This window comes from Streptomyces sp. NBC_00637, assembly GCF_045161545.1.
Taxonomy (GTDB): Bacteria; Actinomycetota; Actinomycetes; order Streptomycetales; family Streptomycetaceae; genus Streptomyces.
Genome location: NZ_CP109046.1, coordinates 6,650,487 through 6,665,628, shown reverse-complemented (window position 1 = coordinate 6,665,628; position 15,142 = coordinate 6,650,487). Strand labels below are relative to the sequence as shown.

The following is a 15,142-nucleotide window of genomic DNA, read 5'->3' as shown; positions in this document are numbered from 1 at the left end:
CGGCTCGGGCTACGTTACGCGCCGGCCAACAGCGAGTCAACTTCGGCGGCGCCTGGGCACATGGGCCCTGTAGGGGCTCACCGTCGGGTCGTCGGCGACCCAGTACCGCCAGGGATGGACCGCCCCGTCGCCGGAGACTCCGGTTCGCGGGCCGTTGCGTACCTGGTCGGAGGGGACCGGGGTGCCGGTCAGGATCCTCAGCGGGGTGTCCCCCGTCGCGCAGGCGTCCGTGCCGTCCAGGGCGCGGTCCACGTCCAGGGCGGTCGCCAGGCGGGCGGGCCCTTTGGCCAGTTCCTTGTCGTTTCGGGCCGAGAGTCGACGTTTGCGGGCCGACTCGGCGCCCTCGACGATCTCGCCGGCGCGGAGCAGGACGGCGCTCGCCCTTCCTTCCGGGCCGCAGACGAGGTTCATGCAGTGCCACATGCCGTAGGTGAAGTAGACGTACACATGTCCGGGCGGACCGAACATGACGCCGTTGCGGGCCGTGGGACCGCGATAGGCGTGGGAGCCGGGGTCGTTCGGGCCGTCGTAGGCCTCGACCTCCGTGATGCGCAGGGTGATCGGACCGTCGGGGGTCGTACGGACGAGGAGACGGCCGAGCAGATCCTGCGCCACCTCCAGGACAGGGCGGTCGAAGAAGGTCCTGGGCAGGGGCGTACGGTCGGGGGTCGCGATCATGCCCTCCGAGCGTAGTGCAGACGTGTGGGTGCGTCGGGGTGGTCAGCGGTCGTCCGACTTGCCAGGGTGTGGGGCACGGAACCGGCCGCGCCGGGATCGCGTATGTAGGGGTCGAGGGATCCCGTAAGAAGAAGGTCGTAGAGGGAGAGACATGGCGTTCAAGAAGCTGCTCGCGAGTCTGGGGGCCGGCGGGGCTTCGGTCGAGACGGTGCTGACCGAGGTCAACGTCGTTCCGGGCGGTGTCGTACAGGGTGAGGTGCGGATCCAGGGCGGGTCCGTGCCGCAGCAGATCGAGGGGCTTTCGGTCGGGCTTCAGGCCAAGGTCGAGGTCGAGAGCGGCGACCAGGAGTACAAGCAGGACATCGAGTTCACGAAGCTGCGGCTCGGTGGTGCCTTCGAGCTCCAGGCCGGTGCCGTGCACGCGGTGCCGTTCGGGCTCGAGATCCCGTGGGAGACGCCGGTCACGACGATCGACGGCCAGACGCTGCGCGGCATGAACATCGGCGTGACCACGGAGCTGGAGATCGCCCGCGCGGTGGACTCCGGTGACCTGGACCCGATCAACGTGCACCCGCTGCCGGCGCAGAAGGCGATCCTGGACGCCTTCATCCAGCTGGGCTTCCGCTTCAAGAACGCCGACCTGGAGCGCGGGCACATCCGCGGTACGCGGCAGAAGCTGCCGTTCTACCAGGAGATCGAGTTCTTCCCGCCGTCGCAGTACCGGGGGCTGAACCAGGTCGAGCTGAGCTTCGTGGCCGACGAGCACACGATGGACGTCGTGCTGGAGATGGACAAGAAGCCCGGGCTGTTCAGCGAGGGCAGTGACACCTTCCGCTCGTTCCAGGTGGGTCTGCACGACTACCAGGGGACCGACTGGGCGGCGTACCTCAACCAGTGGCTGTCCGAGGTCGGCAGCAAGCGCAACTGGTTCTGAGACCTGCGAGGGGCCCGGAGCGCCGTACGGCGTTCCGGGCCCCTCGTGCGTGCTCGCGCGGGGCGCGGAGGTCGTAGGCTCCGAAGGGAGTGCCTTGCCGATCGATCAGGAGGTGTCGAAGTGACCGAGCCGAAGAGGCGGCCACTGCCCCACGATTTCCATCCGCCTGTGCCGTCGTTCACGGTCACGAGCGAGGATGTGGGGGCGGGGGCGACGCTCAAGGAGGCCCAGGTCCACGCGGCGGGCAACACCTCGCCGCAGCTGCGGTGGGAGGGTTTCCCGTCCGGGACCAGGAGTTTCGCGGTGACCTGCTACGACCCCGACGCTCCGACGGGCAGCGGGTTCTGGCACTGGGTCCTGTTCGACATCCCGGCCTCGGTGACCGAGCTGCCCGCGGGGGCGGGCGGCGGCAAGTTCGAGGGGCTGCCCCAGGGTGCCGTGCACGCGCGCAACGACTACGGCGACAAGGAGTTCGGTGGCGCCGCTCCGCCGCCGGGGGACGGGCCGCACCGGTACGTCTTCACCGTGTACGCGGTGGACCAGGAGAAGCTCGGCCCGGACGCCGACGCCTCGCCCGCCGCCGTCGGATTCAATCTGCGGTTCCACACGATCGCCCGCGCCCAGTTGATCGGTGCGTACGAGATTCCCTCGGAGGGATGAGTCAGCTCATCGTTCACTGAACGTTTGCCCGCCTCTGGTCTTGGAAGTGATCAGAGGCGGGCATTTTTGTTGCCGGGGGTCGCGGGGGTCACCCCCCGTGGAGCAGCAGATATTGCGTTGTCCATCTCGGCGTGCCCGGCCAGAGTTGATCCCAGCCCGCCAGGGGGTGGGCCGGTGCACACAGGAGGTGGGCTGGTATGCGGGACACGCTGGTACTGAACGCGAGCTTCGAGCCGCTGTCGACGGTGACGTTGAACCGTGCCGTCGTTCTGGTGCTTCAGGACAAGGCCGTCGTCGAGCAGGCCCACCCCGAACTGCGGATGCGCGGAGCCGAGGTCGACATCCCGGCGCCTCGCGTGATCAGGCTGTGCAGATACGTACGGGTGCCGTTCCGAAGACAAGCTCCGTGGTCGAGGCGGGGTGTGCTGATACGGGACCGGCACCGGTGCGCCTACTGCGGTCGCCGGGCGACGACCGTGGACCACGTGGTGCCGCGGGCGCAGGGGGGTCAGGACGTGTGGCTGAACACCGTCGCCTCGTGCGCGGAGGACAATCACCGTAAAGCGGACCGGACTCCGGAGCAGGCGCAGATGCCGTTGCTGCGGCAGCCGTTCGAGCCGACGCCGGCGGACGCGATGCTGCTGGCCCTGGGGCAGGACGACCTGGCCGCGCTGCCGGAGTGGCTGACCATGGACGCGGCGTAGCCCGGGATCCGCGGACACGACCGGGGCCCACCTTCGTTCGGAAGGTGGGCCCCGGTCGTGTCCGCGGATCAGTCGATCGACGGCTTCTCGCGGCGCTCGCTGCCGCCGCCGTTGCCGTTGCCGTTGCCGTTGCCGTTGCCGGAGTTGTTGCCGCCCGAACCGCCGCCGAAGTTCCCGAAGTTGCCCATCGCGCCGGACAGCCCCTTGAGGGCGTCGCCGATCTCGCTGGGGACGATCCAGAGCTTGTTGGCGTCGCCTTCGGCGATCTTCGGGAGCATCTGGAGGTACTGGTACGAGAGGAGCTTCTGGTCCGGGTCACCGGCGTGGATGGCCTCGAAGACCGTCCGCACGGCCTGGGCCTCGCCCTCGGCGCGCAGGGCGGCTGCCTTGGCCTCACCCTCGGCGCGCAGGATCTGGGACTGCTTCTCGCCCTCGGCGGTGAGGATGGCGGCCTGGCGCGTGCCTTCGGCGGTGAGGATCGCGGCGCGCTTGTCACGGTCGGCGCGCATCTGCTTCTCCATCGAGTCCTGGATGGAGGTCGGGGGCTCGATGGCCTTCAGTTCCACGCGGTTGACGCGGATGCCCCACTTGCCGGTCGCCTCGTCGAGGACTCCGCGCAGGGCCGCGTTGATCTCCTCGCGGGAGGTCAGGGTCCGCTCGAGGTCCATGCCGCCGATGATGTTGCGGAGCGTGGTGACGGTGAGCTGCTCGATCGCCTGGATGTAGCTGGCGACCTCGTAGGTCGCGGCCCGGGCGTCGGTCACCTGGTAGTAGATGACGGTGTCGATGTTCACGACCAGGTTGTCCTGGGTGATCACCGGCTGCGGCGGGAACGGGACGACCTGTTCGCGCAGGTCGATGCGGTTGCGGATGGTGTCTATGAACGGGACGACGATGTTGAGACCCGCGTTGAGTGTGCGCGTGTAGCGGCCGAACCGCTCCACGATGGCGGCACTCGCCTGCGGGATGACCTGGATCGTCTTGATCAGGGCGATGAAGACCAACACCACCAGAATGACCAGGACGATGATGACCGGTTCCATCGCGGCTCCCCGTACCTTTCTCCGCCTCGGCGCTTTCGGAAGATCTTATGCCTGTTGAAGATCTTGCTGGACGAGTGTGACAGACCGTCGTACGGCTCGTGAGGTGTTCTGTTCACTTACGTCGTGCGGGAGTTGAGCAGGGTCAGATGACGATCGCCGTGGCACCCTCGATGTCCACGACGTCGACCTCCTGCCCCACGTCGTAGGCGCGGTCGGTGTCGAGGGCGCGTGCCGACCAGATCTCTCCGGCGAGTTTGACGCGGCCGCCCGAGCCGTCGACCCGCTCCAGTACGACGGCCTGCTTGCCCTTCAACGCGTCGATGCCGGTGGCGAGTTGGGGACGCTGTCTGGCGTGCCGGGTCGCGATCGGGCGTACGACGGCGATCAGTGCGACGGAGATGACGATGAAGACGAGCACCTGGGCGACGGCTCCGAAGCCGAGGCCTGCCGCGACGGCGGCGGCCACCGCGCCGACCGCGAGCATGCCGAACTCGGGCATGGCGGTCACCACGAGCGGGATTCCGAGCGCTGCCGCGCCGACGAGCCACCACACCCACGCGTCGATGTCGTTCACACCGTCATGGTAGGGCCGCACGTCCTGCCGGGGACAGGGCGCACGAGGAGCGGTCAGGACATCGGAAGGCCCTGGGCCGTCCAGCGGTCGCCGACCTGTTCCACCACGAGCGGGAGGCCGAAGCAGAGGGAGAGGTTGCGGGAGGTGAGCTCCAGCTCGACCGGGCCCGCGGCGAGGACCTTGCCCTGGCGGATCATGAGGACGTGGGTGAAGCCGGGGGCGATCTCCTCGACGTGGTGGGTCACCATGATCATCGAGGGGGCGATGGGGTCGCGCGCGAGGCGGCCGAGGCGGCGTACGAGGTCCTCGCGGCCGCCGAGGTCCAGGCCGGCGGCGGGCTCGTCGAGGAGCAGCAGCTCGGGGTCGGTCATCAGGGCGCGGGCGATGAGGGTGCGCTTGCGTTCGCCCTCGGAGAGCGTGCCGAACTTGCGGTCCAGGTAGTCGCTCATGCCGAGGCGGTCGAGGAAGGCGCGGGCGCGCTGCTCGTCGATGTCCTCGTACTCCTCCTGCCAGCCGGCCGTCATGCCGTACGCGGCGGTCAGCACCGTCTGCAGGACGGTCTGGCGCTTGGGGAGCTTGTCGGCGAGGGCGATGCCGGCCATGCCGACGCGGGGGCGCAGCTCGAAGACGTCGGTACCGGGGCTGCCGAGGGTCTCGCCGAGGATGGAGACGGTTCCGGCGCTGGGGAAGAGGTAGGTGGAGGCGATGTTCAGGAGGGTCGTCTTGCCGGCCCCGTTGGGACCGAGGATGACCCAGCGCTCGCCCTCCTTGACCGACCAGGAGACCTGGTCCACCAGAGCCCGGCCCTCACGGACCACAGATACGTCCTGAAGCTCCAGAACATCGCTCATGAGCGCGTTGTCTCCCCTTGCAGTGTGGCCGGTCGGTTGTCGCGGGCGCCGGTGGCTCGGACCGCCGCGCGTGGGTGGGCGCGGCCTCTCCGGGAAAATCTACGCCACCGGTCGGGCGGCCCGTTCCATCGGTCCGGTCCTTAGGGTGGGGGCATGCTCTCGGAACCGCGCTCTGGTCGCCTCGCCGCTTGGGGAAATGCCCTGTTGGCCGGAATTGTCTCGCCGGATGACGCCGTGCTCGCCATCGTCGGCGAGGACGCCGTGCACCGGATGGAGGGGCTGCCCGGTGAGTCGGCGCCCGTCGGGCTCACGCTCGCGCTGGGGCGGCTGCGGGCGCTCGGGGTGAGCGGGCTGCGGGTCGCGCTGCCCGCGCCGGGACATCCGCTGGGGCTGAGCGGACCGCCGGAGTTCAACACGCGGGCGCTGGAGGCGGAGGAGGCCGTGGTCTGTCACGGCGCCGGGTACGGGCTGGTGCCGGAGGTGTACGAGGCCGGTCCCGACGGTGACGTGCATGTCGAGGTCGTGTGGCACTGCCTGCCGGTGCGGGAGGCTCCGCCGGCCGACGTGCCGTCGCTGGGCGAGGCGGAGCGGGAGCTGGCGGAGGCGCTGCGGGACGCCACGGCGGTGCTGGCACGGTTGGACCTCGCCGGGTCGGGGCCGGTGGCCGAGGCGGCGATCGACGCGTACCGGGCTCGGGCCGAGCGGGGGCGGGAGGTCCTGGCGCCGGGGTATCCGCCCCGGGCGGTGCGGGTGCTGGAGCTGGCGCAGCGGGTGGGGCTGCTGGTGTCCCTCGCGCAGGAGAACGGGCCCGGGGGCGCGGTCAGTTCGGCGGAGATGGCGGTGCGCTCGGAGGCGCTGCGGCCGGTGGAGCGGACGGCTCGGCGGGCTCTGGTCGCCGCGTACAACTCCGTGGTGGAGGAGCGGGAGCGAGGGGTGCGGTGAGTGCCGGTGCCGGGGTGCCCCGGGCGGGGTGAACCGGTGGGGGCTGTGCCCGGGGGCTCCCGGACGGGCCCGGTTGCCGGGCGGCGACTGAAGGCGGGGCGGCCGGTTTCGGCGGAAGTGGCGGCATGCGGAGGGGCCCACACGTCGACGTGTGGGCCCCTCCCTGGTGCGGCTGCGATCTCAGTCGTTGACGCAGGTGTTGCCGAACGCCGGGTTCAGCACGCCGATCACGTTGATCGTGTTGCCGCAGACGTTGACCGGGATGTGCACCGGGACCTGGACGACGTTGCCCGAGACGACGCCCGGCGACTTCACGGCCGCGCCTTCGGCACCGGCGTCGGCGACGGCGGCACCGGCGGAGGCGCCTGCGGCGATACCGGCGACGGTGAGGGCCACGGCGGCCTTCTTGGCGATGTTCATGGGAAGAGTTCCTCCTGCGGTTGCGTGTCCGACCCGGCCGCGGGTCGTGCGCTGTCCAACGCGGCAGTGCGCGAGGACGGTGCGGGGGCCGCCGGTAAGACACCTCGTTCGGATCATTGGAGCGACAAACAGACCGGCCTCCCCGGTGGGGGCCCGGGGAGGCCGGACGTCACCGCGGGTGCGGGCGGGACCTCAGTGGTTGAGGCCCAGGTTGCCGAAGGCCGGGTTCAGCACACCGATGACGTTCACGCTGTTGCCGACCACGTTGACCGGGACGTGCACCGGGGCCTGGACGAGATTGCCCGAGACGACGCCCGGCGAGCCCTTGGCCTCGCCGAGGGCGGTGGCGCCGTCGCTGGCGGAGGCCATACCGGCGCCCGCGGCCATCAGCCCGCCGGCCACCATCGTCACAGCCGCCGCCTTCTTCAGGTTCTTCACTACTGACCCCTCCTAGCGATCACCGCGGCAGTCGCCGCGGCACGCACTGGAGAACGGCGGCGCGCCCCGAAGGATGCGCCATCCGGGGGACATTCCCACGACGGTATGAATCTCGGATCGGAAGTTAACCTTCCGGCTCGTCCCCGCCGGGGCGCCCCGCGACGCTCCGGGTGGTGCGCCGGAGCGTGTCTCAGCGGGTCATGCCGTGGCGCACGGCCCACAACGCCGCCTGGGTACGGTCCGCGAGGTCGAGCTTCATCAGGATGTTCGAGACGTGTGTCTTGACGGTCTTCTCGGAGAGGACCAGGGTCCGGGCGATCTCCCGGTTGGAGCGGCCGTCCGCTATCAGTCCGAGCACCTCGCGCTCGCGTTCGGTGAGCGTGCCGCCCCTGCCCTGGCCCGAGGTGCCCTCGTCCTGGGAGAGGAGCGCCCCGGCGACCTCCGGCTGGAGCAGGATGTGACCGGCGTGGACCGAGCGGATGGCGCCGGCGAGGGCGTCGGGGTCCACGTCCTTGTAGACGTATCCGGCGGCGCCCGCGCGCAGGGCCGGGACCACCGTGCGCTGCTCGGTGAAGCTGGTGACGATCAGCACGCGCGCGGGGTTGGCCAGGTCGCGGAGTCTGCGGAGGGCCTCGACGCCGTCCATGCCGGGCATCTTGACGTCCATCAGGACGACGTCGGGCCTCAACTCCTCGGCGAGGGCGACTCCTTCGGCGCCGTCGGCGGCCTCGCCGACGACCTCGATGTCGTCCTGCACCTCCAGGAAGGTGCGCAGGCCCCGGCGGACGACCTGGTGGTCGTCGACGAGCAGCACCTTGATTGCGTCAGCCACCGGGAGCCTCCATCTCGATCGTGGTGCCCTCGCCGGGCGCCGATTCCACCGTGAGCGTGCCACCGACGCCGCCCGCCCGGTCCCGCATCGACACCAGTCCGAGATGGCGGCCGGCCCGGCGGACCGTCGTCGGGTCGAAGCCCGCGCCGTCGTCCGTGACGCGCAGGACCGTGCCCGGGCCGCGCTTGCCGAGGGTCACCTCGACGCGTCCCGCCCCGGAGTGGCGCAGCGCGTTGTGCAGCGCCTCCTGGGCGACCCGCAGCAGGGCCTCCTCCTGCGCCGCGGGCAGGGCGCGGACGCCCTGGCTGGTGAACGTCACGCGCGCGGTGTGGGCGCGGTCCAGGACCTGGATGTGGGTGCGCAGGGTGGCGACGAGGCCGTCCTCGTCGAGTGCGGCGGGACGCAACTCCACCACGGCGGCGCGCAGTTCGTCGGCGGCCTCGGCGGCGAGCGCGGCGACCTGTTGCAGTTCGTCCTTGGCGCGCGCGGGGTCGCGGTCGACGAGGGCGGTGGCGGCCTGGGCCGTCAGGCGCAGGGAGAACAGCTTCTGGCTGACCGCGTCGTGCAGTTCGTGGGCCAGCCGGGAGCGTTCCTCGGCGATCGTCAGTTCCCGGCTGCGCTCGTACAGGCGGGCGTTGGTGAGGGCTATCGCGGCGTGCTGGGCGAGGATCGAGAGCAGTTCCTCGTCGTCCTCGGTGAAGCCGCAGCCGCCCTGGGGCTTCACGCAGTTCTTGTTGGCCAGGAACAGGGCGCCCAGCACCTCGTCGCCGTCCCGGACGGGCAAGCCCAGGAAGTCGGACATCTCGGGGTGGGCGGACGGCCAGCCCTCGAAGCGCGGGTCCTCGCGGACGTCGGCGAGCCGCTGGGGCCGCGCCTCCTGGAGCATCGCCGCCAGGATGCCGTGCTGGCGGGGCAGCGGGCCGATGGCCTTCCACTGGTCCTCACCGACACCGTCGACGACGAACTGGGCGAAGCCGCCGTGATCGTCGGGCACGCCGAGGGCGGCGTACTGCGCGTCCAGCAGCTCGCGGGCGGAGGCGACGATCGTCTTGAGCACGTCGCGGACCTCGAGGTGCCTGCTCATGGCCAGCAGCGCGGAGCTCACCGCGGCGAGGCCGGACCGGGGGCCTTGACTCATGTCCTCACGGTACCGGCGGGGTGTGACAGCGCGGATCGGACCTGTGACGGCCCCGGACCGGGGCGGAAGACCTAGGACCGAGGTCCCCGGTACCCCGGCCTAGGGCCCGGGGACCAGGTGCGCGGGCGTACGACGAAGGGCCCGCTCGGCTCCCGTCCCGCGTCCGAGGCGGGGGCGGGGGGCCGGTTCCTACGTTGGGATCACCGCCGGACGGAGGCGGTCGGACGAGGGGACGGTTGTCATGCCGGTTGCGATCATCACGGGCGCGTCGAAGGGGCTGGGGCGGGCGCTGGCCGAGGCGCTGGCCGCACGGGGCTGGGATCTGGTGCTCGACGCCAGGACCGCGGAGGTGCTGAAGGAGACGGCGGCGGCCGTGGCGGTGCACGGGACCCGGGTCGAGGCCCGCGCGGGGGACGTGACGGATGCGGCGCACCGGGCCGAGCTGGTGGCGGCCGCAAGCCGGCTCGGGGGCTGCGACCTGCTGGTGAACAACGCGAGCGCGCTGGGCGCCGAGCCGCTGGTGCGGCTGGCCGAGCTGCCCCTGGACGGGCTGCGGCGGGCCCTGGAGGTGAACGTCGTGGCGGCGCTGGGGCTGGTGCAGGAGGCCCTGCCGTTGCTCGGGGCGCGGGCGGGCGCGGTGATCACCGTCAGTTCGGACGCGGCGGCCGAGGCGTACGAGACCTGGGGCGGCTACGGGGCGTCGAAGGCGGCGCTCGACCATCTCGCGGCGGTGCTGGGCGCGGAGGAGCCGGGGCTGCGGGTGTGGGCGGTGGACCCCGGGGACATGGCGACGGACCTGTACGCGGCGGCCGTACCGGACGACGACGGTCCGCGCCCGGATCCGGCGGCGGTGGCGCCGGCCTTCCTGCGGCTGCTGGACGAACGGCCGGCGAGTGGGCGGTACGGGGCTCCGGCCCTGCTGGAGGGACGGCGATGACGCTGGCCGTGCAGCGGGTTCCCGAGGAGCTGTCCGCGCGGGTGCCGGCCGAGCAGCGCGGCCCGGGGCGGGGCCGGGACGACGTACGGCTGCTGGTGTCGCGGGGGACGGAGGCCACGCATCACACGTTCCGGGAGCTGCCGTGTCTGCTGCGGGCCGGGGACGTGCTCGTGGTGAACACCTCGCCGACACTGGCGGCGGCCGTGGACGGGCGGGTCGGGCACGCGCGCGTGGTGGTGCACTTCTCCACCCGCGGTGACGACGGACGGTGGGCCGTCGAGCTGCGGGACCCGGACGGGACGGGTACCACCCGCGCGCGGCCCGGCGGGCCCGCGGGGACCGAGGTGCGGCTGGCCGGGGGTGTGCGGCTGGCGCTGGAGGAGCCGCTGAGCCCGGGGAGCGGACGGCTGTGGTGGGCGCGGGTGTCTCCTGGCGGGGCGGTGCCCGGGCTGCTGCGCGCGCAGGGACGGCCCATCCGCTACTCCTATACGGAGCGGGATCAGCCGCTGTCCGTCTATCAGACGGTGTTCGCGCTGCCGTCGGCCGACGGGGCGGGCAGCGCGGAGATGCCAAGTGCGGCGCGGCCCTTCACCGCGGCCCTGGTGGCGGAGCTGGTGAGCCGGGGGGTGCAGTTCGCGCCGATCACGCTGCACACCGGGGTGGCCTCGGCCGAGGTGCACGAGCCGCCGTATCCGGAGCGGTTCGTGGTGCCGGAGGCGTCGGCGCGGCTGATCAACACGGTGCGCGGTGGTGTGGGGGGACGGACGGGCGGGCGGGTGATCGCGGTGGGGACGACCGCCGTGCGGGCGGTGGAGTCGGCGGCCGGGGCGGACGGGGTCGTACGCGCGCGTGCGGGTTGGACGGACCTGGTCGTCACTCCCGCGCGCGGGGTGCGGGTGGTGGACGGTCTGCTGACCGGGCTGCACGAGCCGGAGGCCTCCCATCTGCTGATGCTGGAGGCGGTGGCGGGGCGGGCCGCGATCAGCCGCGGCTACGACGAGGCGCTGGCGGGGCGCTACCTGTGGCACGAGTTCGGGGACGTGCACCTCCTCATCCCGGCGCAGAACGTTGACGCAGAGCATTGCTCGGGCAACTACCAGTGAGAACGCGGTGGGGTCCATGTGAGCCCGCACATAGGGCGCGGATCACGTACTACGGGCAATAGGAGATAAAGGGGACGCGATGAACGGGGCAGATGGTTCTATCTGTCCCGATTTGCCCTTCCCTGATCTACTATCGGGGATCGTACGTCACACCTTTGCCTGGGCATTTTGCGGCCGCTAACAATGGCTCTCGTCGCTCAGCGCCGTGGGTTCTCCCCCGGCGGCGCTCGTGCCTCAAGCACCCGCTGTCCGCCGTGGACGAAGTGAGCGACCTCCGCGCTATTCGAAGAGGTCCTTCCGCATGCCCAAGAACACTCGCAAGATCGCGATCGCCGGTGCCGCCACGCTCGGTGCCGCCGCCCTCGCCTTCTCCGTGGTGCCGGCCGACGCGCAGGCCACTACGGACGCCGTCTCCTCGGCCCGGGTCGCCTACAGCACGACGCAGGTGCAGGCTGTCAAGGCCAGCGTGACCGACCAGCTGGCCACGACGAGCGTGAAGGTCGACGCCATCGAGGCCAAGAAGAAGGCCGCCGCGGCCGCCGCGGCGAAGAAGAAGGCCGCCGCGGCCGCCGCGGCGAAGAAGAAGGCCGCCGCCGAGGCGGCCGTCGCGAAGAAGAAGGCGGCCGCCGCGGCCGCCGCCAAGAAGGCCGCCGCCGCCCGCAAGGCCAAGGAGGCCGCGAGCCGGTCCGCCAAGCGCGTCGCCGTCAAGCAGGCCGCCACCAAGACGTACGCCAACAACCTCGACGGCTGGATCAAGCACTCCCTGGCCATCATGAAGGCCAAGGGCATCCCGGGCTCCTACAGCGGCCTGCACCGCAACATCATCCGGGAGTCCTCGGGCAACCCCAAGGCGATCAACAACTGGGACATCAACGCCATCAACGGCATCCCGTCCAAGGGCCTGCTCCAGGTGATCCCGCCGACCTTCACCGCCTACCACGTCGCCGGAACGTCGTGGAACATCTACGACCCGGTCGCCAACATCACCGCCGCGGCGAACTACGCGGCCGACAAGTACGGCACGATCGACAACGTCGACAGCGCGTACTGAGCCACCTGCGACACGCCGATGGGCGGCACCCCGTTCGAGGGGTGCCGCCCATCGGCGTACTTCGGCGGTGACTACTTGCGCATGACCTCGGGCTCGTGGCGGCGCAGGAAACGGGCCACGAAGAAGCCGCAGATCACACCGAGGACGATCAGCGCGACCATGTCCAGGCCCCAGGCGCCGACGGTGTGCTCCCACAGCGGGTCCGTCTCGCCGCCGTCCTTGGGCGGGCTGATCTTGTTGAAGTCCAGCGTGGCGCCCGCGGCGGCGACCGCCCAGCGCGAGGGCATCAGGTACGAGAACTCGTTGACGCCGACCGCGCCGTTCAGGGTGAACAGACAGCCGGTGAACACGACCTGGATGATCGCGAACATGACCAGCAGCGGCATGGTCTTCTCGGCCGTCTTCACCAGCGACGAGATGACCAGGCCGAACATCATCGAGGTGAAGCCCAGCGCCATGATCGGGATGGAGAGCTCGAACATGGTCGCGCTGCCGAGGACCAGGCCCTCGGTCGGGATCTCCCGGCTCGCGAAGCCGATCACGCCGACCAGCAGGCCCTGGAGCACGGTGACCACACCGAGCACGAACACCTTGGACATCAGGTACGCGGACCGGGACAGGCCGGTGGCGCGTTCGCGCTCGTAGATGACCCGTTCCTTGATGAGCTCGCGGACCGAGTTGGCCGCGCCCGCGAAGCAGGCGCCGACCGCGAGGATCAGCAGGACGGTGGTGGCCGTGCCGTTGGGGATGATCCGGCCGGTCTTCGGGTTGACCGGGTTGGGCAGCAGACTGTTCCCGGAGTCGATCAGCAGGCTCACCGCGCCGAGGACGGCCGGCAGGATCACCGTCAGGGCGAGGAAGCCCTTGTCCGAGGCGATCACCGAGACATAGCGGCGCACCAGCGTGACGAACTGGGACATCCAGCCCTGCGGCTTCGGCGGCTTCATCGCCTGCATCGGGGGCATCTGTACGGACTGCGGCGCGATGGCGTCGATGTCCGCGGCGTACATCTGGTAGTGCTGCGAGCCCTTCCAGCGGCCCGCCCAGTCGTAGTCGCGGTAGTTCTCGAAGGCGGAGAAGACGTCGGCCCAGGTGTCGTAGCCGAAGAAGTTCAGCGCCTCCTCGGGCGGGCCGAAGTAGGCGACGGCGCCGCCCGGCGCCATCACGAGCAGCTTGTCGCAGATCGCGAGTTCGGCCACCGAGTGCGTGACGACCAGGACCGTGCGGCCGTCGTCGGCGAGGCCGCGCAGCAGCTGCATGACATCGCGGTCCATGCCCGGGTCGAGGCCGGAGGTCGGCTCGTCCAGGAAGATCAGCGACGGCTTGGTGAGCAGCTCCAGGGCCACCGAGACGCGCTTGCGCTGGCCACCGGAGAGGGAGGTGATCTTCTTCTCCTTGTGGATGTCCAGCTTGAGCTCGCGCAGCACCTCGTCGATGCGGGCGTCGCGCTCGGCGCCCGTGGTGTCGGCGGGGAAGCGGAGTTTGGCCGCGTACTTCAGGGCCCTCTTGACGGTCAGTTCCTTGTGCAGGATGTCGTCCTGCGGGACCAGGCCGATGCGCTGGCGCAGCTCGGCGAACTGCTTGTACAGGTTCCGGTTGTCGTAGAGCACGTCGCCCTGGTTGGCCGGGCGGTAGCCCGTCAGTGCCTTGAGCAGCGTCGACTTGCCGGACCCGGACGGTCCGATGACCGCGATCAGGGACTTCTCCGGGACGCCGAAGGAGACGTCCTTGAGGATCTGCTTGCCGCCGTCGACCGTGACGGTCAGGTGGCGCGCCGAGAAGGAGACCTCGCCGGTGTCGACGAACTCCTCGAGCCGGTCGCCCACGATCCGGAACGTCGAGTGGCCGACGCCGACGATGTCCGTCGGGCCGAGCTGGACCGAGCCGCCCTTGGGGATCGGCTGGCCGTTGACGTAGGTGCCGTTGTGCGAGCCGAGGTCGCGGATCTCCATACGGCCGTCGGGCGTCGAGTGGAACTCGGCGTGGTTCCGCGAGACCTGGAGGTCGGAGACGACCAGCTCGTTCTCCAGGGCACGGCCGATGCGCATCACGCGGCCGAGGGAGAACTGGTGGAACGTGGTCGGGCTGCGGTCGCCGTAGACCGGCGGCGCCCCCGCGCCTCCACCGGGCACCTGCTGCACATACGGCTCGCTCGGCCCCTGCTGCTGCGGGACCTGCGGCGGCGCGCCCTGCTGCGGCGGCGGCCAGCCGGCCTGCGGCGCCTGCTGCGGCGGGGCCTGCTGGGCCCAGCCCGGGTTCGCTGCCTGCGCCGCGTACGGCTGCTGCGGCTGCGCGGCCGGCGCCTGCGCTCCCGAGAGGTTCACGCGCGGCCCGTCGGTCGCGTTGCCCAGGTGCAACGCCGATCCGGGGCCGATCTCCAGCTGATGGATCCGCTGCCCCCGCGCGAACGTGCCGTTGGTGCTCCCGTGGTCCTCGACGACCCAACTGCGCCCGTTGAAGCTGACCGTGGCGTGACGCCAGGAGACCCTGGCGTCGTCGAGGACGATGTCGCCCTGCGGATCACGTCCGAGGGTGTATGGCCTGGACGGGTCGAGCGTCCAGGTGCGTCCGTTCAATTCCAGTACGAGTTCCGGCACTCCAGCCCCACTGAGTTGTCCCCCGAGTTAGCCCCATCAACGGGGAGTCTAGGGATGTCGAACATCGGGGGGAACTATTTCAGTAGCGGCCCCCTGACCGAAAGTCGGGCCTTGTGAAGAGCGTGCGCGAGCGTATCGGCCGTTCCCGTTGACGGGGTTGAAACCGGCCCGGAGAGTGGTAAAGGCACGCGAGGGGGACGGAAGCGGCGATCTTCGCCGCCGCGCGCCGCGGATCGGGGG

Annotated in this window: 16 protein-coding genes; 7 read left to right on the top strand and 9 right to left on the bottom strand. The window is 70.8% G+C overall.

What is annotated here, in order from left to right; all coding sequences use genetic code 11:
* Nucleotides 1-36 precede the first annotated feature (36 nt).
* The gene (locus OG440_RS29290; protein WP_406009771.1) at nucleotides 37-678 is read right to left on the bottom strand and encodes a DNA-3-methyladenine glycosylase; all 642 of its coding nucleotides are present in this window, start codon (nucleotides 676-678) and stop codon (nucleotides 37-39) included.
* A 151-nt stretch (nucleotides 679-829) separates the two neighbouring features.
* On the opposite strand from OG440_RS29290, the gene OG440_RS29285 reads away from it, so the two are divergent.
* The 3 genes from OG440_RS29285 (at nucleotide 830) to OG440_RS29275 (ending at nucleotide 2,976) form a co-directional block, all read left to right on the top strand.
* On the top strand, nucleotides 830-1,612 hold the full coding sequence (locus OG440_RS29285; protein WP_406009770.1) for a sporulation protein: 783 nt from the start codon (nucleotides 830-832) through the stop codon (nucleotides 1,610-1,612).
* A gap of 120 nt (nucleotides 1,613-1,732) precedes the next feature.
* Nucleotides 1,733-2,272 (top strand): YbhB/YbcL family Raf kinase inhibitor-like protein, encoded by a 540-nt coding sequence (locus OG440_RS29280; protein WP_406009769.1) that lies wholly within the window; start codon nucleotides 1,733-1,735, stop codon nucleotides 2,270-2,272.
* Nucleotides 2,273-2,469: 197 nt separating this feature from the next.
* Nucleotides 2,470-2,976 carry an HNH endonuclease gene (locus tag OG440_RS29275; RefSeq protein WP_020130380.1) on the top strand — a complete coding sequence of 169 codons (507 nt, stop codon included), beginning with the start codon at nucleotides 2,470-2,472 and terminating at the stop codon, nucleotides 2,974-2,976.
* Between the two features lie 68 nt (nucleotides 2,977-3,044).
* Here the strand turns inward: OG440_RS29275 and OG440_RS29270 are convergent, their stop codons facing one another.
* The 3 genes from OG440_RS29270 to OG440_RS29260 form a co-directional block, all read right to left on the bottom strand.
* Nucleotides 3,045-4,019 carry an SPFH domain-containing protein gene (locus OG440_RS29270; protein ID WP_406009768.1) on the bottom strand — a complete coding sequence of 325 codons (975 nt, stop codon included), beginning with the start codon at nucleotides 4,017-4,019 and terminating at the stop codon, nucleotides 3,045-3,047.
* A gap of 142 nt (nucleotides 4,020-4,161) precedes the next feature.
* On the bottom strand, nucleotides 4,162-4,593 hold the full coding sequence (locus OG440_RS29265) for an NfeD family protein (RefSeq protein ID WP_406009767.1): 432 nt from the start codon (nucleotides 4,591-4,593) through the stop codon (nucleotides 4,162-4,164).
* Between the two features lie 53 nt (nucleotides 4,594-4,646).
* Nucleotides 4,647-5,444 carry an ABC transporter ATP-binding protein gene (locus OG440_RS29260; RefSeq protein ID WP_406009766.1) on the bottom strand — a complete coding sequence of 266 codons (798 nt, stop codon included), beginning with the start codon at nucleotides 5,442-5,444 and terminating at the stop codon, nucleotides 4,647-4,649.
* A gap of 153 nt (nucleotides 5,445-5,597) precedes the next feature.
* Between OG440_RS29260 and OG440_RS29255 the strand changes: the two genes are divergently transcribed.
* Nucleotides 5,598-6,386 carry a hypothetical protein gene (locus OG440_RS29255; RefSeq protein ID WP_406009765.1) on the top strand — a complete coding sequence of 263 codons (789 nt, stop codon included), beginning with the start codon at nucleotides 5,598-5,600 and terminating at the stop codon, nucleotides 6,384-6,386.
* Nucleotides 6,387-6,566: 180 nt separating this feature from the next.
* On the opposite strand, the gene OG440_RS29250 is transcribed toward OG440_RS29255, so the two are convergent.
* The 4 genes from OG440_RS29250 to OG440_RS29235 form a co-directional block, all read right to left on the bottom strand.
* Entirely contained in the window at nucleotides 6,567-6,806 is a 240-nt protein-coding gene (locus tag OG440_RS29250) for a chaplin (RefSeq protein WP_406009764.1), read from the bottom strand.
* 192 nt (nucleotides 6,807-6,998) lie between these two features.
* On the bottom strand, nucleotides 6,999-7,244 hold the full coding sequence (gene chpE / locus OG440_RS29245; protein WP_351764605.1) for a chaplin ChpE: 246 nt from the start codon (nucleotides 7,242-7,244) through the stop codon (nucleotides 6,999-7,001).
* A 190-nt stretch (nucleotides 7,245-7,434) separates the two neighbouring features.
* The gene (locus tag OG440_RS29240; protein ID WP_406009763.1) at nucleotides 7,435-8,076 is read right to left on the bottom strand and encodes a response regulator; all 642 of its coding nucleotides are present in this window, start codon (nucleotides 8,074-8,076) and stop codon (nucleotides 7,435-7,437) included.
* Nucleotides 8,069-9,214, bottom strand: a complete 1,146-nt coding sequence (locus tag OG440_RS29235) for a GAF domain-containing sensor histidine kinase (protein ID WP_406009762.1) — start codon at nucleotides 9,212-9,214, stop codon at nucleotides 8,069-8,071. Before OG440_RS29235 ends, OG440_RS29240 begins: the two co-directional genes overlap by 8 nt.
* 241 nt (nucleotides 9,215-9,455) lie before the next feature.
* Here OG440_RS29235 and OG440_RS29230 point away from each other — a divergent pair, with 241 nt between their 5' ends.
* The 3 genes from OG440_RS29230 (at nucleotide 9,456) to OG440_RS29220 (ending at nucleotide 12,305) form a co-directional block, all read left to right on the top strand.
* Entirely contained in the window at nucleotides 9,456-10,151 is a 696-nt protein-coding gene (locus OG440_RS29230; protein WP_406009761.1) for an SDR family NAD(P)-dependent oxidoreductase, read from the top strand.
* A complete protein-coding gene (locus OG440_RS29225) occupies nucleotides 10,148-11,254 on the top strand; it encodes an S-adenosylmethionine:tRNA ribosyltransferase-isomerase (RefSeq protein ID WP_406009760.1) in 1,107 nt (368 codons plus the stop codon). The genes OG440_RS29230 and OG440_RS29225 overlap by 4 nt, the downstream gene beginning before the upstream one ends.
* Nucleotides 11,255-11,555: 301 nt before the next feature.
* Nucleotides 11,556-12,305 (top strand): transglycosylase SLT domain-containing protein, encoded by a 750-nt coding sequence (locus OG440_RS29220; protein WP_406009759.1) that lies wholly within the window; start codon nucleotides 11,556-11,558, stop codon nucleotides 12,303-12,305.
* A gap of 71 nt (nucleotides 12,306-12,376) precedes the next feature.
* On the opposite strand, the gene OG440_RS29215 is transcribed toward OG440_RS29220, so the two are convergent.
* Nucleotides 12,377-14,902 carry an FHA domain-containing protein gene (locus tag OG440_RS29215; RefSeq protein WP_406009758.1) on the bottom strand — a complete coding sequence of 842 codons (2,526 nt, stop codon included), beginning with the start codon at nucleotides 14,900-14,902 and terminating at the stop codon, nucleotides 12,377-12,379.
* Nucleotides 14,903-15,142 lie beyond the last annotated feature (240 nt).